Annotated in this window: 19 protein-coding genes, 4 tRNA genes and 1 pseudogene; 18 read left to right on the top strand and 6 right to left on the bottom strand. The window is 44.8% G+C overall.

The genetic code is table 11. From position 1 onward, the window contains the following. The first annotated feature begins 374 nt into the window (after nt 1–374). Complete coding sequence (rpmB, locus tag ACH0AB_RS10245) at nt 375–611, top strand: 50S ribosomal protein L28 (RefSeq protein WP_007116088.1); 237 nt, start codon at nt 375–377, stop codon at nt 609–611. A 35-nt stretch (nt 612–646) separates the two neighbouring features. Next, nucleotides 647–802 carry a 50S ribosomal protein L33 gene (gene rpmG / locus ACH0AB_RS10240; protein WP_007116087.1) on the top strand — a complete coding sequence of 52 codons (156 nt, stop codon included), beginning with the start codon at nt 647–649 and terminating at the stop codon, nt 800–802. Nucleotides 803–1001: 199 nt separating this feature from the next. Here rpmG and ACH0AB_RS10235 read toward each other — a convergent pair whose 3' ends face one another. Further along, on the bottom strand, nt 1002–2459 hold the full coding sequence (locus tag ACH0AB_RS10235) for a C13 family peptidase (RefSeq protein ID WP_406878099.1): 1458 nt from the start codon (nt 2457–2459) through the stop codon (nt 1002–1004). Nucleotides 2460–2802: 343 nt separating this feature from the next. Between ACH0AB_RS10235 and nhaA the strand changes: the two genes are divergently transcribed. Continuing rightward, a complete protein-coding gene (gene nhaA, locus ACH0AB_RS10230) occupies nt 2803–4020 on the top strand; it encodes a Na+/H+ antiporter NhaA (protein ID WP_406878100.1) in 1218 nt (405 codons plus the stop codon). A gap of 113 nt (nt 4021–4133) precedes the next feature. Beyond that, nucleotides 4134–4538, top strand: coding sequence for a tellurite resistance TerB family protein (locus ACH0AB_RS10225; protein WP_157819355.1), 405 nt, complete (start codon nt 4134–4136; stop codon nt 4536–4538). 34 nt (nt 4539–4572) lie between these two features. Here the strand turns inward: ACH0AB_RS10225 and ACH0AB_RS10220 are convergent, their stop codons facing one another. Next, entirely contained in the window at nt 4573–5610 is a 1038-nt protein-coding gene (locus ACH0AB_RS10220; protein WP_284034629.1) for a LysR family transcriptional regulator, read from the bottom strand. Between the two features lie 452 nt (nt 5611–6062). On the opposite strand from ACH0AB_RS10220, the gene ACH0AB_RS10215 reads away from it, so the two are divergent. Continuing rightward, complete coding sequence (locus tag ACH0AB_RS10215) at nt 6063–7652, top strand: isocitrate lyase (protein ID WP_282842286.1); 1590 nt, start codon at nt 6063–6065, stop codon at nt 7650–7652. Between the two features lie 71 nt (nt 7653–7723). Here the strand turns inward: ACH0AB_RS10215 and ACH0AB_RS10210 are convergent, their stop codons facing one another. The 3 genes from ACH0AB_RS10210 to uvrA all read right to left on the bottom strand — a co-directional run bounded on the left by ACH0AB_RS10210 (nt 7724) and on the right by uvrA (nt 12910). After that, the gene (locus tag ACH0AB_RS10210) at nt 7724–8824 is read right to left on the bottom strand and encodes a potassium channel family protein (protein ID WP_406878098.1); all 1101 of its coding nucleotides are present in this window, start codon (nt 8822–8824) and stop codon (nt 7724–7726) included. Between the two features lie 381 nt (nt 8825–9205). Further along, nucleotides 9206–9739: a chalcone isomerase family protein gene (locus ACH0AB_RS10205; RefSeq protein ID WP_065253244.1), complete on the bottom strand. Its 534-nt coding sequence runs from the start codon at nt 9737–9739 to the stop codon at nt 9206–9208. Between the two features lie 216 nt (nt 9740–9955). After that, on the bottom strand, nt 9956–12910 hold the full coding sequence (gene uvrA, locus ACH0AB_RS10200) for an excinuclease ABC subunit UvrA (protein ID WP_406878097.1): 2955 nt from the start codon (nt 12908–12910) through the stop codon (nt 9956–9958). 435 nt (nt 12911–13345) lie between these two features. On the opposite strand from uvrA, the gene ACH0AB_RS10195 reads away from it, so the two are divergent. The 4 genes from ACH0AB_RS10195 to ACH0AB_RS10180 all read left to right on the top strand — a co-directional run bounded on the left by ACH0AB_RS10195 (nt 13346) and on the right by ACH0AB_RS10180 (nt 17993). Next, nucleotides 13346–14335: a hypothetical protein gene (locus ACH0AB_RS10195; RefSeq protein ID WP_406878096.1), complete on the top strand. Its 990-nt coding sequence runs from the start codon at nt 13346–13348 to the stop codon at nt 14333–14335. 180 nt (nt 14336–14515) lie between these two features. Then, nucleotides 14516–15880 (top strand): MFS transporter, encoded by a 1365-nt coding sequence (locus ACH0AB_RS10190; protein ID WP_007116075.1) that lies wholly within the window; start codon nt 14516–14518, stop codon nt 15878–15880. 137 nt (nt 15881–16017) lie between these two features. Further along, nucleotides 16018–16689, top strand: coding sequence for a single-stranded DNA-binding protein (ssb, locus tag ACH0AB_RS10185; protein ID WP_282842281.1), 672 nt, complete (start codon nt 16018–16020; stop codon nt 16687–16689). A gap of 185 nt (nt 16690–16874) precedes the next feature. Continuing rightward, entirely contained in the window at nt 16875–17993 is a 1119-nt protein-coding gene (locus ACH0AB_RS10180; protein ID WP_138018812.1) for an RNA-guided endonuclease InsQ/TnpB family protein, read from the top strand. Nucleotides 17994–18151: 158 nt separating this feature from the next. On the opposite strand, the gene ACH0AB_RS10175 is transcribed toward ACH0AB_RS10180, so the two are convergent. Then, nucleotides 18152–19192, bottom strand: a complete 1041-nt coding sequence (locus tag ACH0AB_RS10175) for an NADP(H)-dependent aldo-keto reductase (protein ID WP_406878095.1) — start codon at nt 19190–19192, stop codon at nt 18152–18154. Between the two features lie 384 nt (nt 19193–19576). Between ACH0AB_RS10175 and gspN the strand changes: the two genes are divergently transcribed. The 9 genes and pseudogenes from gspN to ACH0AB_RS10130 form a co-directional block, all read left to right on the top strand. Further along, nucleotides 19577–20398: a type II secretion system protein N gene (gene gspN / locus ACH0AB_RS10170; RefSeq protein ID WP_313090225.1), complete on the top strand. Its 822-nt coding sequence runs from the start codon at nt 19577–19579 to the stop codon at nt 20396–20398. Nucleotides 20399–20420: 22 nt separating this feature from the next. Beyond that, nucleotides 20421–21434, top strand: a complete 1014-nt coding sequence (locus ACH0AB_RS10165; protein ID WP_406878094.1) for a type II secretion system protein N — start codon at nt 20421–20423, stop codon at nt 21432–21434. Nucleotides 21435–21517: 83 nt separating this feature from the next. Next, the gene (gene gspD, locus ACH0AB_RS10160) at nt 21518–23944 is read left to right on the top strand and encodes a type II secretion system secretin GspD (protein ID WP_406878093.1); all 2427 of its coding nucleotides are present in this window, start codon (nt 21518–21520) and stop codon (nt 23942–23944) included. 62 nt (nt 23945–24006) lie between these two features. Continuing rightward, a complete protein-coding gene (locus ACH0AB_RS10155) occupies nt 24007–24849 on the top strand; it encodes an FHA domain-containing protein (protein ID WP_406878092.1) in 843 nt (280 codons plus the stop codon). A gap of 151 nt (nt 24850–25000) precedes the next feature. Further along, nucleotides 25001–25076 (top strand) — tRNA-Thr (locus ACH0AB_RS10150). Nucleotides 25077–25119: 43 nt separating this feature from the next. Further along, nucleotides 25120–25203, top strand: a tRNA-Tyr gene (locus tag ACH0AB_RS10145). Nucleotides 25204–25278: 75 nt separating this feature from the next. Continuing rightward, a tRNA-Gly gene (locus ACH0AB_RS10140) sits at nt 25279–25352 on the top strand. 20 nt (nt 25353–25372) lie between these two features. Next, a tRNA-Thr gene (locus ACH0AB_RS10135) sits at nt 25373–25447 on the top strand. A 266-nt stretch (nt 25448–25713) separates the two neighbouring features. Then, nucleotides 25714–25777 (top strand): annotated as a pseudogene (locus ACH0AB_RS10130) (GTP-binding protein); the annotation flags it as partial.

The following is a 25777-nucleotide window of genomic DNA, read 5'->3' as shown; positions in this document are numbered from 1 at the left end:
ACCTCAAATTATCATCTTTTTACCAAGTTGTCTTTTCTATTTCTTTCTCAGCATACTTTTCAAACCACTACCAAATTTTTATCCAATCACATTGCATTTTGGCATAAGTTATGGTATAAATAGCGGCTTTAAATTTACTAGCGATTTTTTGACGCTTGCTTAAAATGGTTTTGATTGACGCAAGTCAAGTGACTAGCCGTGAGTAGCTAATTTTAAGTGCGCCGCCAAAAGATTAATTATTGATTCAAACTGAGATACTCAACACTAGAATCGTTGAAACCCTAGCTTTTTTAGCTTCAATGATATGCGAGATGTGCGAGTATCAGTTGTGACAGGCATGAGCAGCCCTCATGCACACCGATTAGGAGTAAGCCATGTCTCGAGTATGCCAAGTGACTGGAAAACGCCCAGCGGTAGGTAACAATGTTTCTCACGCAAACAACAAAACCCGCCGTCGTTTTCTACCAAATCTACACACCCATCGTTTTTGGGTAGAGAGCGAAAACCGCTTTGTTAAGCTTCGCTTGACTACCAAAGGTATGCGTATCATTGATAAAGTTGGTATTGACCAAGTTTTAACTGATATGCGTGCTCGTGGCGAAAAAATCTAATTTTTGCCTTTTTATATTCTTAGGGAGCAATTGCGATGCGTGATAAAATCAAATTAGTTTCAACTGCAGGTACGGGTTATTTTTACACCACGACCAAAAACAAACGTACCATGCCAAACAAAATGGAAATCAAAAAATTTGATCCAGTGGTACGTCAACATGTTGTATTCAAAGAAGCTAAAATCAAATAATTGACTGACACAGTCTATTTGACGCGCTATTTGATAAAAAAGTGGGTAACTTAGGTTAACCCACTTTTTTTATGTGCAAAAATTATAAAATCGCTAAAAAATTGGCAGAAAATATCAGTTGCTCCCAATCGCTACCATGATGGATGGTAAGGCGAGTTGCAAGGCGTCTTGGCAGCTAAAACAGCCAAACCGGTTTATGTTACTTGTGCAGTTGGTGGCTACTTAAGCTATGGGCATCGCTAGTAGCACTGGCGGCAGTTGATGGCGCTATCACAACCGCAGGTAAGGGTTTGAGACTGTTTTCAAACGCTGGCAATATCGCTTTAATAGACTCTCCCATCACCAATTGCGGCTCTGAGGGTTCAAACCCCATCATTTTTTCCCGTTCAGCAATGCGTTTGCTGGCGGCTTCAAACGCAGGTTGAAAACGGCGAAGCTTGGGTAAGCTTTCAGCAAAAAATGCTTGTCCAAAGTAAGTATATTCGGCTTCATTAGAACAGCCAAACGATGATTTGTTCGCCGCTGAGGCAGTAATCACAAGTGTCTCTGGCGATTTTAACTCATTGATAAATGAGCCAGAATAACAGGCGGATACCACAATGACGCGCCATTTAATGCCAGATTTATCCAATGATTGGCGTAGCCATTTGGCATCGACATTATCGAGCGCTAGCGGTGGGTTGGACATCTCAATCACCTCGTCACCCCCATGCGAGGTCAAGGTCAAAAATAGCACGTCTTCATTGACATCCATTTTTTTGGCGATACTTTGCAAGGCGCGTTCAATGCTGGTTTTACTGGCAATCGGCAGCGCAGACAGGGTATTGGCGTTGTTAATGAGTTCAACCGAGCGTCCTGCTGTGCCAAATTGATGGTCAAAGTATGCTTTGGTCAGCTCAATTTCTGAGCGGAACACATCTTGCTCGCCATGACCTGCGACACCCATAAAGTACCAATCATGTATAGTCGGGCGTTGCGGCTGCACGTTATTTAGCATATCGGCCAGAAGCTCAGGCTGCGCATAAAATGCCGCTTCAGTGACCACGGGTTCGACAGGGTCGGATTGAAAAATCGGCTCAGATTGTACGTTTTTTTGCCACACACTGAGTACGGCAAACGCACCCAACATAATCAGGACACGCTCAATCCATGACCAGCGTAATTGATTGCCAAAAATCCATAGCAGAGATAACGACTGCCAGACAAACGCCAATACGAACATAATACCAATCGTATCAAACGTCCATTCAGGTAGCCAGCCTAGGTCTGATATAAACTGAATCAAGCTTTGCACCAGCATCATGAAAGTATCAGCACACAGCCACAAAATCGCCGGCACAAAAATCAGCATGGCATTAAAATGACGTTTGGCAAGAATCAATCCTGCCACTAGCATCACCATCGGCCACACCAAATAACTAATCAGCCCTTGTGGATTAAAATGGGTGGCATCTTCAGCCACCAACCACGAAAACAGCAAATTACTCGCCAGTGCCGTCAATCCAAACAATAAAAACTGCCATACGGTGGGCTTGACCCAATAAAACGCACGTTTTGAACCTATTAGCATGTGACCCGTGGCACGGATATTAGCGATGACGTTATGTGAAAAACGTTTGAGCGGGGTTAAATCAAGATCGGTAAGAGAAGTTGGCAAAATATCCACACTATTGAAAGGCTAATTCTAAATCGCTAGGCAAGTAGCAATAAAATGATAATACAAAATAGCGATGGGGTGTTAACAACTTTCTCAATCATTCGGGTTTAGAATGTTAACTATCAACACCAAAAAATCATACCCCTAAAAATTAATTTATCTAAAATAGCGATTAAATGAATAAAATTTTCTATTAAATTAAAATTATGAAATTATTTATCAATAAAATTGATTTTATGATATAATAAAATATATTATGACGGTATTTTAGGCTATTTTACTTGGTTTAAGTGTGGTATGTTTTATAAATAAAAATGGTATTAAAAAGAGTTTTAGACGGATGATAGTATTTAATCAATTTAAAAAATTTTTGGCACACGATATGGCTGCGGGTATAGTTCTGGCGTTTTCCGCTGTGTTGGCGATGGTAGTAGCAAACTCTCCGATGAGTGACATATACGAGCACTTTTTGCATCTGCCTATTTCGATAAAAATCGGCTCTTTTAGTATCGATCATCATTTATTACATTGGATCAACGATGGCTTGATGGTGGTGTTTTTCTTTTTAGTAGGGCTTGAGCTCAAGCGCGAAATGCTAGTGGGCGAACTATCAGACGTCAAAAAAGTCGTCCTGCCTGCAATTGCTGCGGTCGGTGGCATGATGGTACCTGCGATTTTTTATGCCGCATTCAATTATCAGCATGCAGATTTGATGAAAGGCTGGGCGATTCCGGCGGCGACAGATATTGCGTTTGCCTTAGGCGTGCTGACTTTACTGGGCAATCGCGTGCCCGCCGCGCTCAAAGTATTCTTGGCATCGATTGCTATTTTTGATGATATCGGTGCGATTATCATTATTGCGTTATTTTACTCATCGGGTCTGTCCATGGCGGCACTGGCTTGGGTTGGGGTATGTTTGGTGATATTGTGGCTGATGAATCGCTTTAACGTCACACGCACCACCGCTTATATAATGATTGGCGTTTTGCTATGGGCAGCGATGCTCAAGTCGGGCATACATGCGACGCTTGCCGGTGTGCTGCTTGCGCTATTTATCCCAATGACAGACAACAAGCACCCTGAGCATTCACCGCTCGAATCGGTTGAACATGACTTGCAGGACACAGTCAGTTTTATTATTTTACCGATTTTTGCGTTTGCTAACGCGGGCATTTATCTCGGTGGTACGGGACTGTCCTCGCTGTTTCATACGGTACCGCTCGGTATCGCATTAGGGCTGCTACTGGGTAAACCGATTGGGGTGATGTTATTTAGTTGGCTTGGCGTCAAGCTTGGCTTAGCCAGCTTGCCTAGCAATGTTGATTGGCGACAAGTATTTGGCGTGGCGATTTTATGTGGTATTGGCTTTACCATGAGTTTGTTTATTGGTGGGCTTGCCTTTGCGGGACTTGAAGTCAAGCCGTTTGACGAGCGGCTCGGCATTATTTTAGGGTCATTATTGGCAGGTATATTGGGGTATTTTTATCTTAAGAAAGTCTTACCAACCCAAGCGCTGACACAGCCGGTGACTAATCCTGAAGACCATACCTATATTCGCTAAGCGGGTTACCCAAGGGTAGTGTAACGATAAATAAAATGTACAAATGATAGCAACGAATATTGCTATCATTTTTTTATACCAATAATTTTGTGATCAATGATAAGGAAAACACCATGCTAACTAACAAGATAAAGGGTAAAAAAGCCGCATGGTTGGGCGGTGGTGTGGCAATAATTGGTCTATTGGCAAGTTGCGCCGGCGTGGCGTACCAATCGCTGCAAAATGGTAAATTAAGCGATATCAAAGAAAGCATTGATAGTGTGCCCAAAAAAACGCTGACGTTAAAAGGCACCTTTACCCAAAGCTTAGAGCAATCTGAATTTAATGACGGTACCACCAAATACCATGTATTTGACCCAAACAATCTATTAGCCGAGTATGCCAAAGCGCAAGGTCAAACGGGCGTCTCGATTAGTTTACCTGTCTGTATTGAAGGGCGAGTGACTGAAAAAGGACGTTACGGACATTTAGGAAAATATCCGTATGAGCTATGGGTGGATAAAATTTGCCAATCCTAGACCAGTCCTAGATAAGCAGCTTGCCTAACCATCCTTATTGACGATCAGGATCAATTTCAACCAAATCAATGGGCTGGGTATGCAGCGAACCATCTTGAATCGCAGTTTGGAGCGGATACCTGATGCGATCTTCGGCGATGATTTGTCGCGACACATGTTGAATCAACTGACGTAACCAACGATGCGCAGGGTGATGCTGTAATAGTGGCGACCATGCCATCGTCAACTCAAACTCTGGAATAAAAAATGGTGGCTCTTTAATCACGATATCATCATTATTTGCCTGCATGCGCGCCACCCGAGTCGGCAGCGTAGCAATTAAATCTTTATTGGCGGTGAGCATCGCAGGCATCTGATAATGACGGGTAAAGACACTGATTTGACGTTTCTGACCGAGGCGTTGCAACGCCGCATCAATCGAGCCAAGCCCGCCAGATTTTTCGGGATTCACCCCAAAACCCACACCCATCCCTGTTTTGGATACCCAAACGTGCTGAGCTTTAAGATAATTTTTTAGGTTAAAGCGATTGACATACGGACTATCAGCCGACAACAAACAACTAAAAGTATCACGCCAAATCAGCACTTGGTGGAAGCTTTGCGGTACTTCATTAAAACGATTAATCGCCAAATCAACACGCCCTTGCTCCATATCTCGATACGATACATCCGAGGGTGTCAAAAAGTCCAAAATCACGTTTGGGGCTTCACTGCGCAGCGCTTTGACCAATCTAGGCACCAGCGTCGCTTCGGCGTAATCTGACGTCATAATCCGAAAAACACGACTTGAGGTATAAGGACGAAACTCAGTACGCGGCTCTAATAGCTGGGTTAAATCCGCTAACAATTCGCGTACGCGCGGCTGTAATTCAAGCGCTCGCTCCGTCGGCGTCATGCCTTCAGATGAGCGAATCAACAAGGGATCATTAAACAACTTACGCAAACGACGTAAAATATTACTCATGGCTGGCTGGGTAATGCCGAGTTGCTCAGAGGCTCTGGTGACGTTTTTTTCTCGAAGTAACACATCAAGATGCACCAAAAGGTTCAAATCCACACGTTGTAAATCCATAAATTACTGTTTGTCTAGTTAAAAGTTAAGAAAAAAAGGCTAAAAAAGCTAGTTTTAACAGGGCTAAAACCTAGCAATAAAATTTAAGTTATTGATTGTATTATACTATATTTTAAATAAATACTAAAGATACGAATCATTAAATAGCTAAATTATGAATTAAAGGGTATAGTGCATTCATTCCATTATTTAAGCCAACTTAAAGCTTTATTAGTGCCAAAATAGAATTCTTAATTTTAACAGACTATTTAATATCACTGTAAGAAATATCACGTATTTTGTTAAAAAAATTGTTAGATTATTTTGGATATTTAGTTTTTGTCTTAAACATTATTTATACTTTCGGTGTTTAACGCTCGCTAAATATTGGCTTATTTAAAACTTTTACTTTTATTACAACACAACAATCATCCTAAGTTTTTTTATCCCACCGTCCTCAACAGGAGACTGCTATGTCAACTTACGTTTCAGCGATTGACCATATCCGCGAACTAAAAGCCAAATATGGTAACTGGAAAAACATCAGCGAAAATGATGCTGCGCGTTTGGTTATCCAAAACCGTTTTAAAACAGGTTTAGAAATCGCTCAATACACTGCCGACATCATGCGTCGTGATATGGCAGCTTATGATGCTGACAAATCAAAATACACCCAGTCTCTTGGTGCATGGCATGGCTTTATCGGTCAACAAACCATGTATGCGGTAAAAAAATACTTCGGTACTACTGAACGTAAATATATCTACCTTTCAGGTTGGATGGTTGCTGCGCTTCGTTCAGAATTTGGTCCACTACCTGACCAATCTATGCACGAAAAAACCGCTGTGCCAAAATTAATCGAAGAAATCTACACTTTCTTACGTCAAGCGGACGAAAAAGTATTAAACGATTACTTCCGCGAATTAAATGCGGCGCAAGAAGCAGGTCAAGATACTAAAGCTATCTTAGACAAAATCAACAACTTTGAATCACACATCGTGCCAATCATCGCTGACATCGACGCAGGTTTTGGTAACGAAGAAGCAACTTACTTGCTCACCAAACAAATGATCCAAGCCGGTGCTTGTGCTATCCAAGTGGAAAACCAAGTATCAGACGCCAAACAATGTGGTCACCAAGATGGTAAAGTCACCGTACCACACGAAGACTTCATCGCAAAACTTAACGCAATCCGTTATGCGTTCTTAGAGCTTGGCATTGACAACGGTATCATCGTTGCCCGTACTGACTCTGAAGGTGCATCATTAACGCAAAAACTTCCTGTGTCACGTGAGCCAGGCGACCTTGCTTCACAATACTTAGACTTCTTAGAAGTTGAAGAAGTGACTTTAGAAAATGCAAGCGAGTACGATGTGCTATTAAAACGTGATGGCAAATTGGTTCGCCCAACTCGTATGCCAAACGGCTTGTACTCATTCCGCGAAGGCACCAACATTGACCGCGTGGTACTTGACTGTGTAACTGCCCTTGAAAACGGTGCTGATCTACTATGGATTGAAACACCAACGCCAGACGTTGCGCACATCAAATCAATGACTGACCGTATCGTTGCGCAAGTGCCAGATGCTAAACTTGTTTACAACAACAGCCCATCATTCAACTGGACGCTTAACTTCCGTAAACAAGTCATCGCAAAATGGGAAAAAGAAGGCAAAGACATCTCAGCTTACGACAAAGCGAACTTAATGTCTGCTGACTACGACAACACTGAGTTGAATGCCGCTGCTGATGAACTAGCGCGTACTTTCCAAGCTGATGCGTCACGTGAAGCCTGTGTATTCCACCACTTGATCACCTTACCTACTTTCCACACGGCGGCATTAAGTACGCACCAGTTGGCGAAAGGTTACTTTGGTGACAAAGGTATGCTAGCTTACGTTGAAGAAGTACAACGTAAAGAACTCCGTGAAGGCGTTGCGGCAGTTAAGCACCAAGCCATGGCAGGTTCTGACATCGGTGATGATCACAAAGAAATCTTCTCAGGTGAAATGGCACTTAAAGCGGGCGGTGCCAAAAACACTGCCAACCAATTTGGTCACTAATTCTTCATTGACTGATTGATTAACAAAAACACCTCACGGCATGTGGGGTGTTTTTTTATGAGCGGATAAAATTAAATGGTTTGCATAATTTCTTGGTAGCGAAGTTGGAATTTTTTGATAAAATCAATGGTGGTCTGAATACCCATAAATAAAATAATATACGGGTTTAAACTATTTTCGTTCGACAGCTCAACCGCTTTATCACTTGGATATTCACTGATAAGTAACATGTCTTGCTGGCGCTGGGCTTGGATATCGGCAAGTTGTTGCTCAAAGTTTGGCTCCGCGAGCACATAACTACTGGAGTCATAGGATTTGATATCACTTAAATACTGGATACAAATCGACTCCAAATCTGCCCAGCGATAGGTTTCAGTTTCACGCACCAAATTCTCAATACTATTGACCAATTCATCCAAAGCTTGATAATAGTACCAAATCAACGGCTTACGCGGGTCATCGGTCAAGCGTGCCGAGGCGTTAAATAAATGCTGTAAATTAGTAAATTCTAACGCTTCGGGAATAGGCTCATGAATACCAATAAGCTGCTGAGGGACTTTGGCGTCAAGCGCCGCGGGCGAATCAGGCGAGCTAGTTAAATTAGCGCGACCCTCACGGTCAGATTGTGCCACTGGGGTTTGCTCTGATTCTATGCCCAGTAGTTGATTAACGCGGTTTAGATAAGTATTCATGTTAAGCGTAATCAAACTGTCATGACTGTGCAGGCGCGCGAAGGCATAAGAGATTTCTTTTCTCGCTTCATAGGCGTCCATCAGATTGCTCATGTTTTCTTCACGCTGATAAGTAATCGCATTTAAAAACAAACCTGCGGACACCACCCCAATAGTGGCTTCAATCATCACAAACGCCCGCGTAAAGGTGTTGGTTGGTGTGATATCGCCAAACCCGGTGGTGGTCACCGTGATGGTACTAAAATACATGGCTTCCAAAAAGCCCACGTCTTCATGGTTAAACTGCATATTTGGCAAGGTGCTGTACAAAAAGCCAAATAGCGGAATCAGCGTCAAATAGATAGTGCCATACACAGCAGGCGGCAACGAAAAAATATCATCGCTCACGATAGGTTTAGCAAGCTTATTGAGGGTAAAGGTTTGCGGCGTGTTACGGGCTGATATGATTGGTTTAGTGGGCTTTTGTGCAAGTGGTTTCATAAGCTGCCTGATTTTTTTTGCTTTAGACTAGCATAGCCATCCAAAAAGAAACATAGTATTGTAGTAACCCCTGATGGACGATAGGGTAAAAAAATAAAAGCAAAAAAATTGCCGCTATTGGGATAAAAATGAAAAACACCAACTTGCTTGTTATCGGATAAAAGAAAACTAGGCAGGTAAGGGATGAATACCCATTTATGGGGTTGAATGATGCCAAGTATCTCAATAATGCCGCTATTCATCTTTAAAATAGGGTTGCAATAAATACAACCCTATTAAACCTAGTGAAAAAGTTACGGCCACTATCAATTGGCTAGATTAACTCCCGATGCTTGATGGGAAGTCTAAAATAAGGGAAGTGTAAAAATAAGCAGTGTAACATTAGTGCTGACCTAGCAAATCCTTTTTCATCTCAAGTGATATAGGATTATCGCCTAGCCAAGCACGAAGAATAGCTTGGTCAAAGCCTTCTTCTTTGATATAAGGAAGATCGCCAACCTCATCATAATTTAAACGAACGCCATGCTCTGGCGAAAACTCAATCGTAAACATTGCCCCTTCTTTGATGGTGTTGGTTTTGAACAACTCACCGAACACGTCATCAATCACTGAGGCGATTTTCTGATATTCTTTTGCGCTACTATTCGCTCTAATGCCGTCTTTGAAGGCATTTTCCAGTAATGAGCCTTTGATATTGCGGCGAGACACCATGCGCAATTGCTTGGCATAGCGTGCAGTAATGGCTGTTTCGGCATCTTCAGTCATTTCACCCAAGTATAGGGCAATATCATAGATACCAATCATAAATTTACTGCGAATGCTCATACCATTTCGCACACAGATTTGACCATCTAGTTTTAGGGTAGGGGGAAATAGGGTTTCAAGATCGTTGGTTTTTCCTTTAAATAAAATCATCCTAGCATCCTTATCGTTCTATAACGGTTTTTTCCTTGGATAATATCGAAGTGTCCTTATCTCGCTTCATTGTGTGAATATTGGGGCGAAATGTAAAGTATTATCAATGAATAGCAAGTCATAGAGTGATGATTGGTTAAAAAAAGGGTTAGACGACAACGTACTAACCCTCACCGCTAACCTTATGCCTGTAACAGACTTATACTTGTAACAAACTTAGGCTTGCAACATCGGTTTTAAGAATCGCCCTGTGTGTGAGCGCGCGTTTTGCGCTACCTCCTCTGGCGTGCCCTCAGCGATAATCTCACCACCGCCCGAACCGCCCTCAGGGCCTAAATCCACAATCCAGTCGGCTGTCTTAATCACATCGAGATTATGCTCAATCACCACCACGGTATTGCCTCGGTCACGTAGCGTATGCAAGATGTCTAGGAGCTTGGCGATATCATGGAAATGCAAACCTGTCGTCGGCTCATCGAGCACATACAAGGTCTGACCGGTATCACGTTTGGACAGCTCTTTGGCAAGTTTCACCCGTTGCGCCTCACCGCCCGATAAGGTTGGCGCAGACTGACCCAAACGAATATAACCTAAGCCGACTTCTTGTAAGGCTTGCAAACGGCGGTAAATTGCCGGAATCGCCTCAAAAAATTCTGCCGCATCCTCCACCGTCATATTGAGCACGTCATTGATATTTTTGCCCTTATAGGTGATTTCAAGGGTTTCACGGTTGTAGCGTTTGCCTTGACAGGCATCGCAAGGCACATACATATCAGGCAAAAAGTGCATCTCAACCTTAATCAAGCCATCGCCTTGGCAGGTTTCACAGCGACCGCCTTTCACGTTGAAGCTAAAGCGCCCTGCTTGATAGCCACGAGCTTTGGACTCAGCCACTTGGGCGAATAGGTCACGAATCGGACTAAATACGCCCGTATAGGTTGCAGGATTGGAGCGAGGGGTACGCCCAATCGGGCTTTGGTCGATATCGACGACTTTATCTAAATGTTCTAGCCCAGTGATACTGTCAAACTCTTCGGCAACATGCGTGGTAGCGTTATTGAGCTGCGTGGTCGCTAGTGGCAATAAGGTGCGATTGATTAAGGTCGATTTACCTGAACCCGACACGCCTGTAATAGCGGTAAACACACCAATCGGCAAGTTTAAGGTCACGTTTTTAAGGTTGTTACCTTTTGCCCCTGTTAAAGTCAGCATCAAGGGTTTGGCTTCGACTTTACCTTTTTTGGCTTTTTCTTTCTTCTCGCTTTCCGCTTTTTTCGCTTGGTTTTTGGTTAACGGAATGGCGGAGTCTTGCATTTTTTCATATTTATCGTCATTGGCGACTTTGGCTCGGTGACGCACGGTTGGCACTGCGATTTTCTTTTTGCCCGATAAATATTGCCCCGTTAATGATTCGGGATTTTTGGCAATGTCTTTTGCCGTTCCTTCTGCAATGATACTGCCACCATGTACCCCAGCGCCCACGCCCACATCGATGATATGGTCGGCTAGGCGAATGGCATCTTCGTCATGCTCGACGACAATCACGGTATTGCCCAAATCACGTAAGCGAGTCAACGTTTGCAGCAGTCGGTCATTGTCACGTTGGTGCAAGCCGATTGATGGCTCATCGAGTACATACATCACGCCCATCAAGCCTGCCCCGATTTGGCTAGCAAGGCGTATGCGCTGAGCTTCACCGCCCGATAGGGTTTCGGCAGAGCGGGCAAGGGTGAGATAATCCAAGCCCACACTCACCAAAAATTCCAACCGCTCACGGATTTCTTTGATGATTTTGGCGGCGATTTCGCCTTTTGCGCCCTCAAGTTTTAATTGCTCGTAATACGCCATCGCTTCGCCAATCGATAGCTTGACCATTTCGGCAACGGTACGGTCGCTGACTTCGACATGGCGAGCGATTTCGTTTAAGCGTGAGCCGTGACAGGCATCGCAGGTGGCATCAGCAAGGTATTTGGCAAGCTCGTCTCGCACGATGCTGCTTTGCGTAGTGCGGTAACGGCGCTCCATATACGGCAGCACCCCTTCAAATGGCACGGTTTTGGTGGATTTGCGCCCCCGTTCATCGACAAAGTTAAAAGTCATTTTGTCTTTACCAGAGCCGTGTAAAATGACATCTTTGTGCTTTTTATCCAGTTGTTGCCAAGGCGCTTCCATATCAATACTGTAATGCTCGGCAACCGTAGTCAGCAAGCCAAAATAATAGGCGTGGCGTTTATCCCAGCCTTGAATCGCCCCTTGGTTGAGCGATTTTTCAGGATGCCCGATGATTTTTTCGGCAGCGAAATATTGGCGTTTACCCAAGCCATCACACACGGGACACGCGCCATAGGGGTTGTTAAAACTAAACAATTTTGGTTCAAGCTCAGCAACCGAGCGATCGCAGACAGGGCAGCTATGTTTGGCGGACAAAATTTTATCCTCAAACTCAGCGTCCATGTCATGCAAGATGGCAATGTCGCTACCCAATCGCAAGGCGGTCTCCAAACTTTCGGCAACCCGATTTCCCAAGTCATCCCGCACTTTGAAGCGGTCAACCACCACATCAATGGTGTGTTTAAAAGTTTTGGCAAGCGCTGGCACATCGTCAATGTCATAAATTTCGCCATCGACCCGCAGCCGCACAAAGCCTTGCCCTTTTAGCTGTTCCATCAACTGGATATGCTCGCCTTTGCGGTCGTCAACGACGCGCGCGAGAATCATCAGCTTGGTATCTTCAGGCAATGCCATGACGGTATCGACCATTTCGGTGACGGTTTGCGCGACCATCGGTAGATGGTGCTCTGGGCACATGGGCGTACCGACACGGGCATAGAGTAGACGCAAATAGTCATAAATCTCAGTAATGGTACCCACCGTGGAGCGGGGGTTATGGTTGGTGGATTTTTGCTCGATGGCGATGGCAGGTGACAGCCCTTCGATGCTATCGACTTCGGGCTTTTCCATTTGTGATAAAAACTGGCGAGCGTAAGCCGATAAGCTCTCGACGTAGCGGCGTTGTCCCTCGGCGTATAGGGTGTCAAAGGCTAGGCTAGACTTGCCCGAACCTGATAAGCCTGTGATGACGACCAGTTTGTCGCGTGGGATGTCGATGTCGATGTTTTTGAGATTGTGGGTGCGTGCGCCACGGATTTTGATTGCGTCGTGCTGTGCCATATTGAGCTTCTTATTGTGTGTTTTTGAGTGGGAAATTTGGGTAAAAAGATGGGGTTTTAATGGGGGAAATGGGTGGGGGTTTCAAGTTTAATTTTGAAACCTATTTCAACAAATTTGACCAAATATTACGAGAAACTATCAACTGATTAAGTTATCAATTCTGTTAATCATGAATTGCTTTTGGCTCACTGTCATACTTTTTTCATACTCGTAAAATTAACATAACTAGATAAAACATAGCTTTTATTGAAAGCGGTTGCAAACGTGCGGACAATGAAGCTGATGACACTATTAACACAAGCGTTGGAAATATCTTAAATAAAATCATCACGCACATGAGCGATTTTTTATTTTTTATAAAACCCTCAAACCTTGCTATACTTTATTGAATCAAGGAACTAGAAAATTTGTGACTGCAAAATTTGAGACAATAACATGGCAACGTTAACCCAAGAACAAACCGACTTCTTAAAAAGCCACCATATCCCAATGGACAAAACCTTTGACGCCAGCGGACTATCGAGCAAAGAATACAAAGCCAAAATGAAAGAAAATGGCGCGCTCGTTGCTTACGGTGTACCGCCATGCCCAAAAGGTCACACACTCAAAAACAAACAAGCCAACTGCCTACAATGCAACCCCCAAGCCATTGCATCGCTCAAACGCCAAGCCACCTCAGGGGAGGTTTATATCGCCGTCTCACCCGGTCAGCTGCTTGCTAAAATCAGCCTTGTTGAAGACGCAAGCAACATCATCCAGCAATTAAATAGCGAAAATCATGCCGAAATCAACGATTGGGCATTAGCGATGACAGGTCGCACCGATTCCATCGGACAAATGGAAAACCACTTGCAGCAGCGTCTTGCTGATTACCAAGTACCCAGAAAACTCACTGCCGATGGCAAAACCACCAAAGCCTCGGGCGTGTACGACGTCGATGTGCATGATGCGCTTGAAGTGATGAATGAAATGCCTTTTATCTTAAGCGAAATTGATAACGCCGTGATGGATGATTTTCACGCCCGCTATAGCGACAAACAGCTTCGCGAGCAGCAGCAAACTGAGCAGTTAGCCATCGAAGAGGCGGCGCGTAAACAAGCAGAACTTGCCGAACAAGCGCGACAAAAACAGGCTAAGCTTGAAGAACAGCGCCAACTACAACAACAAGCCAAACAGCAAAAATTGGCACAAAAACAACAACGCCAACAGCAATTTGAAGCCAAAAAAGCGCAAAAACAACAAAAAATCGCCACCCAAGTGAAGCATAGCTCGTTAGATGGCACGCTAGTGGCTATCCCAAAATCATCATCTATCAAACAGTCACCGCAAGGATTTTTTGACAACCAAAAAAATGTGATGTGGCTGATGATTGCTATCGCGGTGATTTTAGCCATCATGGTAACCGCTTACGCAATGCTAAAATAATGGGGCTGAAACAATAAAGCCAAAATAATGGGGCTAAAATAATTTTTATTGCCAATAAATTCTCTGTGATAAAAATTAGGCATATAATAAGCCGTTTTTGGCAAAATTTTGTGAGCCACCATGTCAGTAAAATCAACGTCAGTAAAATCAACGTCGAGAAATATGAGTCACAACTCCTCCATGAATGCATCCGAAAAGAAAGCGATTGCCGGGTTGGGCGGTATCTTTGCCTTGCGCATGCTCGGACTATTCATGATTGTGCCTGTGTTTGCCGTGTATGGAACACAATATGCACACGCCACGCCGTTTTTGATTGGATTGGCGATTGGTATCTATGGCTTAGGGCAGGCGATTTTTCAGATTCCCATGAGTTTTTTGGCGGACAAATATCCGCGTAAACCGATTATCATTGCAGGGTTATTGGTGTTTGCGCTCGGGGGAGCGATTTGCGCCTTATCAACAGACATCTATATGGTGATATTGGGGCGTTTGATTGCCGGCAGTGGCGCGGTTTCAGCAGTGGTGATGGCACTACTCGCGGATGTGACCCGTGAAGAGCATCGCACCAAAGCGATGGCAACCATGGGGCTGACCATTGCCATGTCGGTAATGGTCGCATTTGGGCTCGGTCCGATTTTGACGCATGTGCTCGATATTTCAGGCTTGTTTTGGGTGACAGTGGCGTCCGCTATTTTCGCCATTGGCTTACTGTGGATTGTGCCCACCCCAAATCGGGTACTAAAGCACAATCTCAATAATCACTCAGTTAAAGCACAGTTTGCTGAAGTATTAAAAATTGCCGATATTAACCGGTTGCACTTGGCGATTTTTGCGCTGCATCTGTCAATGACAGCGATGTTTACCTTATTGCCGCACCAGTTTCATGATGTGCTCGGCTTGACGGTGGCGCAGCAAGGTTTTGTGTATTTGCCGCTACTATTATTGGGCTTTATCATTGCGGTTCCACTGATTATCATCGCAGAAAAAAAACGGCAAATGCGCGCCGTGTTTTTGGCGTCTTTAGCGACCTTGGTGGCGGGATTGGTATTTTTGGCGGTGGCTAGTCAGACCATTGTGGGTTTAATTATTGGGCTTGCGGTTTATTACATTGGCTTTAATAGCCTTGAGGCGACCATTCCGTCTTGGATTTCCAAACGCGCGCCCGTTGCCAACAAAGCGACGGCAATGGGTATTAACTCATCTGCACAGTTTTTGGGTGCTTTTGTGGGCGGTGCCATGGGCGGTATTTTGCTGACCAAACCGATGTGGTTGTCATGGACGGTGCTCGCCATCGTGACCGTCATTGCGTTATTGTTTATCCTGCCGATTGCCGCCCCACCGTATTTGACCAGCCTAACGATTACCCTGCCAACAGGTATTGACACGACTGCATGGTCACAGCAAATTTTGGCGATTGACGGCGTGGATGAGATAGTGATGATGCCAAAAGAAAACATTGCTTATCTCAAACTGGATAAAGAAAAATTGACCGATGACACGCGACAGCATTTGTCACATCTTACCGGTCAGACGCTAGCAATTTGATGCAAAGTTTAGTAAAGTAATGGCATTGTAGTTGCGCTAAATCCGCAAAGATTTGGCTAAAAACACTAGAAAACTATTAAGAAAGGCATCAAGAAAGTTATCAAAAAATTCATCAAAAAAGTTATCAAGGAAATTCTATGCGCGGCGTAAATAAAGTAATCATTGTAGGCAACCTTGGTTCAGATCCTGAAGTCAAACAATTTGCCAATGGCGGTAGCGTGACGCGTATCGCCGTGGCAACAAGTGAGCAGTGGAACGACAAACAAACAGGTGAGCGCCGTGAGCAAACCGAATGGCACCGTATTTCATTGTTTAATAAACTCGGGGAAATTGCGGCGCAATACTTGCGTAAAGGTAGCCAAGTCTATATCGAAGGTAGCCTTCGCACCAGTAAATACACCGACCAAAATGGTGTAGAGCGTTATGCCACAGAGATTCGTGCCGACCAAATGCAAATGCTTGGCACAGCAGGCGGCGCTCAAGGCGGTATTGCTAATAACAACAATGCCGGCACAACCTACCCAAACCAGCCCCAAGGTGGTTATAATCAAGTTGGCTACAACCAAGGTGGCAACCAAGCGCCCAATCATTTTGGCGGCTATCCAAATCAAAATAATGCCCAAACTAATAACCAAGTTGCGCCCCAAGCGGGTCAAAATGCGGGATTTGGCAATAACCCATTTATGAATGGCAACCAAGCGCCACAAGGGGCAAATACAGGCAATAATCAGCCTGCCCAAAATCCCCAACAAAACCCAGCCATGGCAATGCCAAAACCAGGCGCAGTTGATGATGATATCCCGTTCTAGACTTTAAGTTTTATTAGGTTTAAAAAAATCCTTGCACAGTCACACTGTCGCAAGGATTTTTTATCCTCTGTTGCCGTAAAACCACCGACTTCAGGCGGTGGATATAAGGCAACTCCGTAGGTATGCTTACACACAGAAGTTGTTTAGTGTTGTATTCTTACATTTTCAATGATAAAATGTAAGATATGAAACATTGTGCTTATAAATTCCGCTTCTACCCGACTGACGAACAAACTAAACTGCTTGCTCAAACATTCGGCTGTGTGCGGTTTGTCTATAACACGATATTGCGTTGGCGTACTGATGAGTATTATCAAAGCAAGGCAAAAATAGGCTACATTCAAGCCAATGCAAAATTGACTGAGCTTAAAAAACAGCCTGAATTTTCTTTTTTGAATGATGTTTCTAGTGTTGCTTTGCAGCAGGGCATCAGACATCAACAAACGGCTTTTAAGAACTTCTTTGAGGGTCGTACCAAATATCCAACATTCAAAAAGAAAACTCATAAACAATCGGCAGAATTTACCAAAAGTGCCTTTAAATTCACTGACGGTAAAATCTATATAGCAAAAAGCAAAGAACCGCTTAATGTGCGTTGGTCGAGACAACTGCCAAGCGAACCAAGCACTATTACCATTTCCAAAGATTGCGCTGGGCGTTACTTCGTGTCGTGCCTGTGTGAATTTGAAAATCAAATCTTGCCAAAGTCTGATAGCAATATCGGTATTGACGTTGGCATTAAGCACCTGTTTGTTACCGATAGCGGTATCAAAATCGACAATCCCCGTCTGACAGCTAAATACGCCACTAAACTTGCCAAAGCACAACGCGCCTTGAGTCGTAAAAAACTCGGCTCGGCTAATCGTGCTAAGGCTAAGCTTAAGGTGGCTCGTATTCACGCTAAAATCTCCGATTGTCGATTGGATAACTTACACAAGTTGTCCCGCAAATTAATAAACGAAAACCAAGTTATTTGTGTTGAATCGCTACGTGTAAAAAACATGATTAAAAATCCTAAACTTGCCAAGCATATCGCCGATGCCAGTTGGGGTAACTTTGTTAACCAGTTGGAATACAAAGCAGACTGGGCGGGTCGGACTATCTCTAAGATAGACCAATTTTTCCCAAGCTCTAAACGCTGTTCTAATTGTGGATATATCTTAAATTTTTTGACGCTTGATACACGCTATTGGGATTGCCCAGAATGCAAAACTACCCATGACCGTGACGTCAATGCCGCCAAAAACATTTTAACCGCAGGACTTGCGGGGTTAGCCTTTGGAGAGAATGTCAGTCTTGTGTAGTTAGTCTGCATAAGCAAATCTCGTTGAATTAGGAAATTCTCGGTAGCGATATCGGGAATCCCCGAACGATAGGGAGGGGAGGAAGTCAAGCCGTTTTTTCTGATAGTAGTTTGCTAGTAAGGTGCAGGGTGTGAGGTATAGGATTTAAGTTACAGGGTTTAAGGTGCAGGGTTCGGGTATAAGGTCTGCACCGCTTCGATATCAGCCAATACCTCTTGGGATAATACCAAATCTACGGACGCGATATTGCTGGCTAGCTGCTCAATGGTGGTTGCCCCAATGATATTGGCAGTCACAAACGAGCGGCTATTGACAAACGCCAGTGCCATTTGTGCCATATCTAGATGATGTTTTTTGGCGACCTCGGCATAGGCTTCGGTAGCTTGCTGCGCTTGCGCATTCAAATAACGGGTAAAATGACTATAAAGGCTCAAGCGACTATTGGCAGGCTTGTTACCTCCCAAATATTTGCCTGATAACACCCCAAAGGCTAGCGGTGAGTAGGCAAGTAACCCAATTTGCTCGCGGTGACTGATTTCTGCCAGTCCCACTTCATACAAGCGATTGAGTAAACTATATGGATTTTGTATGGTGATAGGTCGAGCAAGCCCATGTTTATCGGCTTCTGCTAAGTAGCGCATGACGCCCCAGGGGGTGTCATTGGATAGCCCATAAGCGCGGATTCGACCTTTGGTGATTTCATCATTGAGTGCTTCGATGGTTTCCAAAAATGGCGTCAATTCTTTGGTGTCTTGCTGCGCCATACTTTCTGTATAGCCGCGTTGACCAAAAAAGTTGGTCTGGCGCTCTGGCCAGTGTAGCTGATAAATATCGATATGGTCGGTTTGCAAGCGCTGTAGATTGCTATCTAATGCCGCACGAATGGTTTTTTTATCAAACTTAGTATTGCCATCACGCAAAAAGTCATTGCGAGAGATTTTACTCGCCAATACCACATCATTTCGTTTGCCTGTCTTGGCAAACCAGCTGCCCATAAAGCGCTCCGTATCACCCTGTTTGTCTTTATCAGGGGGTGACGGATACATCTCTGCGGTATCCCAAAAGTTCACACCTTGGGCAAGGGCATAATCCATTTGTTCGTGGGCATCCTGCTCGCTGTTTTGCTGTCCCCAGGTCATGGTGCCTAAGCAAATTTTGGAGACGCTATCGCCCAGTTGTGGCAATGTATCAAATTGCATGCTATTTTCCTTGTATTTTGCATTATAGTTTTAACCAGCGTGGTGAGGTGATTGTAGCAAACTCATGGTGATAAAGTCGGTTGCAAATTGTAGTGAGTGCGGCAGGCAGCCGCAATAAACAGTCTGCCCAAAATAAGCCTGACAAAATTTTGATTTTTTATGGATTGACATTACAACGCAATAAAAATCAGTTATGATAAAGCGTTTCATTTTAGTTAGAAAAATATTCGAGTGTTGGCGCAGAGCGGGTTCAAAATTTTGCGCCAATGGCAATTTTTATCCTGCATGAATTATTTGATTGTTGATTAATCTGCTTGTGGATTGCGTCACTTTATCGGTGTCAAAAATATTGATGTCAAAAATCATTGTAAAAGGTATTCAAGTTTGGCAAGTGTCAATTCATTACGTCCGACAAAACTATGGTGGCTGGTAGGTCTGGTTTTGCTTTGCTTAAGCTTGTTGATTCAGCTACCTGCAGCGTGGTTGCTGCAAAAATTTGCCCCAAACAACCCTTACCTTCAGCAAATATCCGGCAACCTTTGGCAAGGTCAGGCCAATTGGCAAATCAATGCGCGCCCCAATACGCCGCTAGCGGGTAGTGTGGATTGGCGCTGGCAGCCGTGGCATTTATTGATGGGAAAACTGGGTATGGCGGTCGATATCCGCTCTGGTAAAACCGACTTGCAAGGGGTGGTCAAATTCAATAAAACCAGCTGGCAAGCCAATGATTTCAACGGCAAAATCAGCCCTGACACATTGGCGCAGTTGGTCAGTTGGCAATTACCCGACACACCGATTACCATCAAAGAAGTGTCGATTGAAAAAAATAAGCAAGGCTATCAAACCGCCAAAGGCAGTATGAATTGGGCAGGCGGTGATTTGGGGTATCCCACAGGCGGCAAAACCTACCTCATCAAACTCCCCACCATGCAAGGCAACTTAAGCGCGGATAAAGCAAGTGTGCAGCCAGTAGCCAACGCTAATGGTATTAATAGCAACAAGGCAGCGCAAGGTAAAAGCTTGCATTTAGCCCTTACTACACCGCAAGCCGAGCGTCTAGGGGATTTTTATCTTGACCAAGATAATATGATAGATGTGTCATTGACCCAGCGGCTGCTCAAAAATATGCCAGCGTACCAAGGCAAAGGGGCTGATGACAGTGTGGTGGTGTCCATTCGCCAACCTTTGACCAGTATGGGTAATTAGAGACGTAGCGATGATAGCAGATATGATAAAAGCCAACCAGCGCCCCTCGTTGAGCCGTAAAACAACGACTGGTAAATTTGTGCCGATGGCAGTGGTAGAAAAACTGTATCCTTGGTTGCTATTGGCAGCTATTTTTTGGTTGGTGTGGCAATTAAGCCAAGCGATTTGGCTAGTGGTTGCCCCGCCCAAAGCCCCTGCACTCACCCCAATCCCCTTACAGCCGAACTTGGTCGCGCAATCTGCCAATACCAATGCGTTAGATTTTTTTGCTCAGCCAACTGCCCCGCAAGCGCCGGCAGCGACACCCCCAGATATCAAAGTGGTGGGCGTGACCATCGCCACCCCAGAGAGTCAATCGTATGCAATTTTGACGGCGAATGGTAAAACCTTAAGCTATCGTATCAACGACATGATTGATGGCAGTGGTTATAAATTGGTCAAAGTCGCAGCTGATTTTGTAATGGTGGCAGATGCCAGTGGCCAAACCAGTAAAGTGCCATTTGGGCAACCGTTTTTTCTTGACCAAAGCGACGCTATCAGAGCCAAAGCTCAAGCCAACGGTGCTGCAGGCGTGGGTAGTGGCTCAAATATGGGACAAACCCCCACACCGAGTTTAAGCGGAGCTGCGCCACAAGCGATTGGCGGCGCGCCAGTGGCTACAGGCGACCCCCATGATCGAGAGGATTCTGCGCCCAATATGGCGACGTCAAATGGTGCCAGTAACTCGCCAAGCGGTGCATCGTCAGCCATTGGTGGGGCGATTCAAGGACTTCAGCAAAATGCCTCAGGGTATCTAAGCCAAATGGGTGTGGCAGCAACAGGACAAGGCTATTTGGTGACTGACGCGATGTCCGCAGGACTAAAAAACCGTCTGGGTCTACAAACAGGGGATAAAGTCATCTCCGTCAATGGACAAAACGTGGGTCAAAACCCAACGCAAGATGCCCAGCTACTACGTCAAGTACAACAAGCAGGACAAGCGCAAATCCAAGTTCAGCGCGGCGACCAAGTCGTGACAGTACGCCAGTCATTTTGATAAAAGATAGTAAAAAGTTACAGACGTCATCGCTACGTGAGACACAAGTCGGTGATATGCGTTAAAAATTGATAAGGTAAATTATGAAATACCCAACCATGCTAAAGCCACTATTTTTGAGCACGACACTGGCTATGAGTATCAGTTTGCTGAGCAGTGGTCTGTCAGCTGCCCATGCAGCCACTGGCTATAAAGTGCATTTGCAAGACGCTGATATCAAGGCGTTTATCGACCAAATTGCCACCATCACGCAAAAGAATTTTGTGTTAGACCCACGCATTAATGGCAATGTGACAGTAATTTCAAACAAACCCTTATCCCGGCAAGAAGTGTATGACTTGTTTTTAGCCGTGATGAAAGTCAATGGCATTGTAGCGATTGATCGCGGGCTGACCACAGAGCTAGTCCCTGATACCGTTGCCAAGCAAGCAGGGGTGGATGTGGACTTGCGCGGTAATACCGCAGGTAGCCAAATGGCGACTCGCATCTATTATCTCACCAACACCAATGCCAATGACATCTTAAACGTCATCCGTCCGATGATGCCGCCGTATGCCAATGCCGCTGTGGTGCCAAATGTCAATGCGATTATCCTCTCTGACCGCGCCGACAGCCTCAATCAATACGCAAAATTGATTAGCGATCTTGATAGCAATATGAATGACAAGCTGACCATTATTCCGCTGCGTCATGTCGATGCCAAGCGCATGATGGATTTATTAAGCTCACTGACAGGTACGGGCGGTGGTACAGCGCCAGCTGCTGCGGGTCAATCAGGGCAGCCTGCTGTGGCATCAACCGGTGGCAGCCTGATCAATATCATTGCCGACCCGATTTCTGATAGGCTGCTTGTCAAAGGTAGTGCCGAGATGACAGCCAAAGTACAGCGAATGGTAGAGCAGTTAGACACTATGCCGACGCAACGTCTCAGTGGGCTTCGCGTGTTTCGTCTAAAATATGCCAGTGCCACCCATATTGCAGAAATGCTACGCGGACTGCTTGCCTATCAATCCATCAATAGCTCAGGTGACCAAACCACCTTGCAAGCAAGCTCAATGTTTCAATCTAGTAGCGATACCAATAATAACAGCGCAGCGACCACCACCAATACCGCAGCCTCACCCACAGGCTCACCGCTTAATACGTCCTCTACTAACAACACAACGACTGCGCCAAACAACGGCTATCAAGGTCGACCTTTTAGTATTATCGCTGACCAAACCCAAAACTCCGTCATCGTCAATGCCAACCCAGAGTTAATGGTAGAAATCGAAAACGCTATTAATGAGCTAGATACCCGCCGTGACCAAGTGTTGATTCAAGCGGCGATTATGGAAATCTCAGGCAATGATACCCAACAACTTGGCGTGCAATGGGCAATGGGCAACGCCAACAGCGGCGTAGGGGTAATTAACTTTAATAACATCGGTGCATCCGCAGTAGGGCTAGCATCTGAGATATTAAGCAAAACCCCAGGTACGGCGGCAGCCTCTGTGGCAGGCGCGCTACTAGGGATTGGTACTAGTAAAACCGATAGTAGCGGTAATCGTGAGTTTTATGGCGCGATTTTGCAAGCCATCAATAAAACCAACAATGCCAATCTGTTATCCATGCCCTCTATTTTGACGTTGGATAACGAAAAAGCCAATATTTTGGTAGGGCAGAACGTGCCATTTGTGACCGGCTCTTATACCACGGCAAGTAACTCATCAACCACGCCGTTTCAAACCGTGAGCCGTCAAGATGTCGGTATCAATCTTAATGTCATTCCGCATATTGGTGATAATGGCTCAGTGCGACTTGAGATTTCGCAGGAAGTGTCCTCCATTGTCGATGGTACCCTCAATAACGTGAGCGGTGTCGTCACCAACAAGAATTTAATCAAAACCACCATTTTAGCGGATAACCAACAAACCGTGGCATTGGGTGGTTTGATGCGTGATAACAGCACCTATGGTCAGCAAAAAGTCCCAGGATTGGGTGATGCGCCGATTCTTGGTAATTTATTTCGCTCAAAAAGCAAAAACTCGGACAAAACCAATCTGATTGTATTTTTACAGCCGACCATTTTGCGTAATGGTAGCGCAGTAGCAAGCGTGACCGAAAAAAGCTTAGACGGTATTCGTACCATGCAACTGGTAATTGATAAAAACGGTACGCTCAAACAAATCCCACTTAATATCAATGCCATGTTCCCCAATACCAACAGGGTGCAAAATGGCGTCAAATTGCCAACAGATGATTTGGTTACCCCAGCCGAGCAAAGTTTATCAAACACGCCAAGAGTGTATGCCAATGGTGTCGATATCGTCACGCCCGTGTCATCAAACGTGTCACGTACAGGCAGTTCATCTACCACAACCGTGAGTCGTCCAGCGAGCAATACCGTTACTCAATCTACCGTCACCCAATCTACAGGTCAGACAGGGCAGGGCGCAAAAATCGCGCAAACGCCTGTGGTGATTGCGACCCCGCCTGCGGTGCAGACCATCACCGTGACAAATCCCTAAAAATGTCCCATAATGCCAAGCATAATGATAATATTAAATACCCTTAGGAATAGGAGACTTGCATGGACAATCATCAAACTAATACAGTGGATACGATGAACCTCAACGGCAACTCACAAGGCACTTCATGGCAACTCATTGGACTGTCACCAGCATTGGCGGATTTAACCATAGATATTGATAAAAGCTTAAGTATCGGACGTAGCGATAGCAATGATTTGGTATTAGCAACCTCACAAATCTCTCGCCAACACGCCAAGATTAACCGTATTGGTGAGCAGCTGTATGTGCAAGACCTAGGCTCAAGCAATGGTACCTTTATCAATGGTGAGCGTATCGCTGCAGACGCGCATGCTTTGCAAGCTACCGATGAACTTGCCTTTGCTGACTTGGTATTTTTGGTGGTAAATGCCCCAGTCGATGCACTGGATGGTGCTAGTTTTCTCGATAGTTTACGAGACATTGAGAACTTCACACCCACCACTGACATTCATACCCAAACTGAGTTGGCTAAATCGGTTGAACCCATATCACCGAACGCTGCATCCAACACCGCGCCTGTGATAGATGTCGTTACCACGCAAGATTTTTTACCTAGCCAACTGAGCAACACTCACGTCGAACAATCCGTACCTTCTACACTGACAACAACAGTTGACGTAGCAAGCGTTGATAATTCACCATCGCCACTACTTAATACACCGACTGAGCCGCCTGTCGTCACTGAGGCAGTAGCAGTATCATTACAGCCCGTTGTCTCACCCGTTCAGCCAGCGCAATCATCGCCAGTTAGCACAGTAGAAGCTGATGCAATCAAACCTGCGGCAAAGAAAAACGCCACAGTCGCAATAATAATCGTGGTAATTATTGCGCTGATTATTGCATCAGTGTTGTTAATGTATTAGGGTTTAGGTAGCAAATAAGCGGCGCAAGGCGCTTAAAATGCGGATTTAAATCATTAAATTTACGTTTTAGCAAAAAAAATGAAAAAAAACTAAAAAAACGCTTGCAAGATTAAAAATATTTGCTAAAATGCTCACCACTTTCAAGCGATACGCCGGCTTAGCTCAGTTGGTAGAGCAACTGACTTGTAATCAGTAGGTCGCCAGTTCGACTCCGGCAGCCGGCACCATCCTTTAACACATCGTGTTAAGCGTACCTTGAAAGACAACTATGGTGGGGTTCCCGAGCGGTCAAAGGGGACGGACTGTAAATCCGTTGCGAGAGCTTCGAAGGTTCGAATCCTTCCCCCACCACCATTTGCCTGCTATTGTTATCTGAATATTCCCTAATCACGTTAACAGTAAGCCCAGTATGCTTGGGCGGGTCGCATTGCGGGTGTAGTTTAGTGGTAGAACCTCAGCCTTCCAAGCTGATGGTGCGGGTTCGATTCCCGCCACCCGCTCCATTATTCTAAGCCAAAGTTTTGCTCATATAGCTCAGAGGTAGAGCACTCCCTTGGTAAGGGAGAGGTCCCGAGTTCAACTCTCGGTATGAGCTCCAGTTTTATAGAAAATAATTGATAGAAATCAAAAAATAGTTGAGGCAGCACAGATGTGTTGCCTTTTGTTTTAGCAATAACAAAAAAGTTTGACCATAAAGATGAAGGCTATGGAAAAAACTTGAAATTTATGTTAAATTTGCTATTTTAGTGACCTAGCAACACTCAAATTGGCAACACCAGCACTGGCAATACAGATACACCAGTTGGTTTATAGCTTTGAGCTAGGGTATTGCTAACAGTTTAACAATGATCAGAGGATTAAATTATGGCAAAGGCCAAGTTTGAACGTACTAAACCACACGTTAACGTAGGCACCATTGGACACGTTG

Source organism: Moraxella sp. 179-F 1C4 NHS (genome assembly GCF_045370505.1).
GTDB classification, from domain to species: Bacteria; Pseudomonadota; Gammaproteobacteria; order Pseudomonadales; family Moraxellaceae; genus Faucicola; species Faucicola tetraodonis.
The sequence above is the reverse complement of the archived record's forward strand: the minus strand, read 5'-3'. Positions and strand labels throughout refer to the sequence as shown.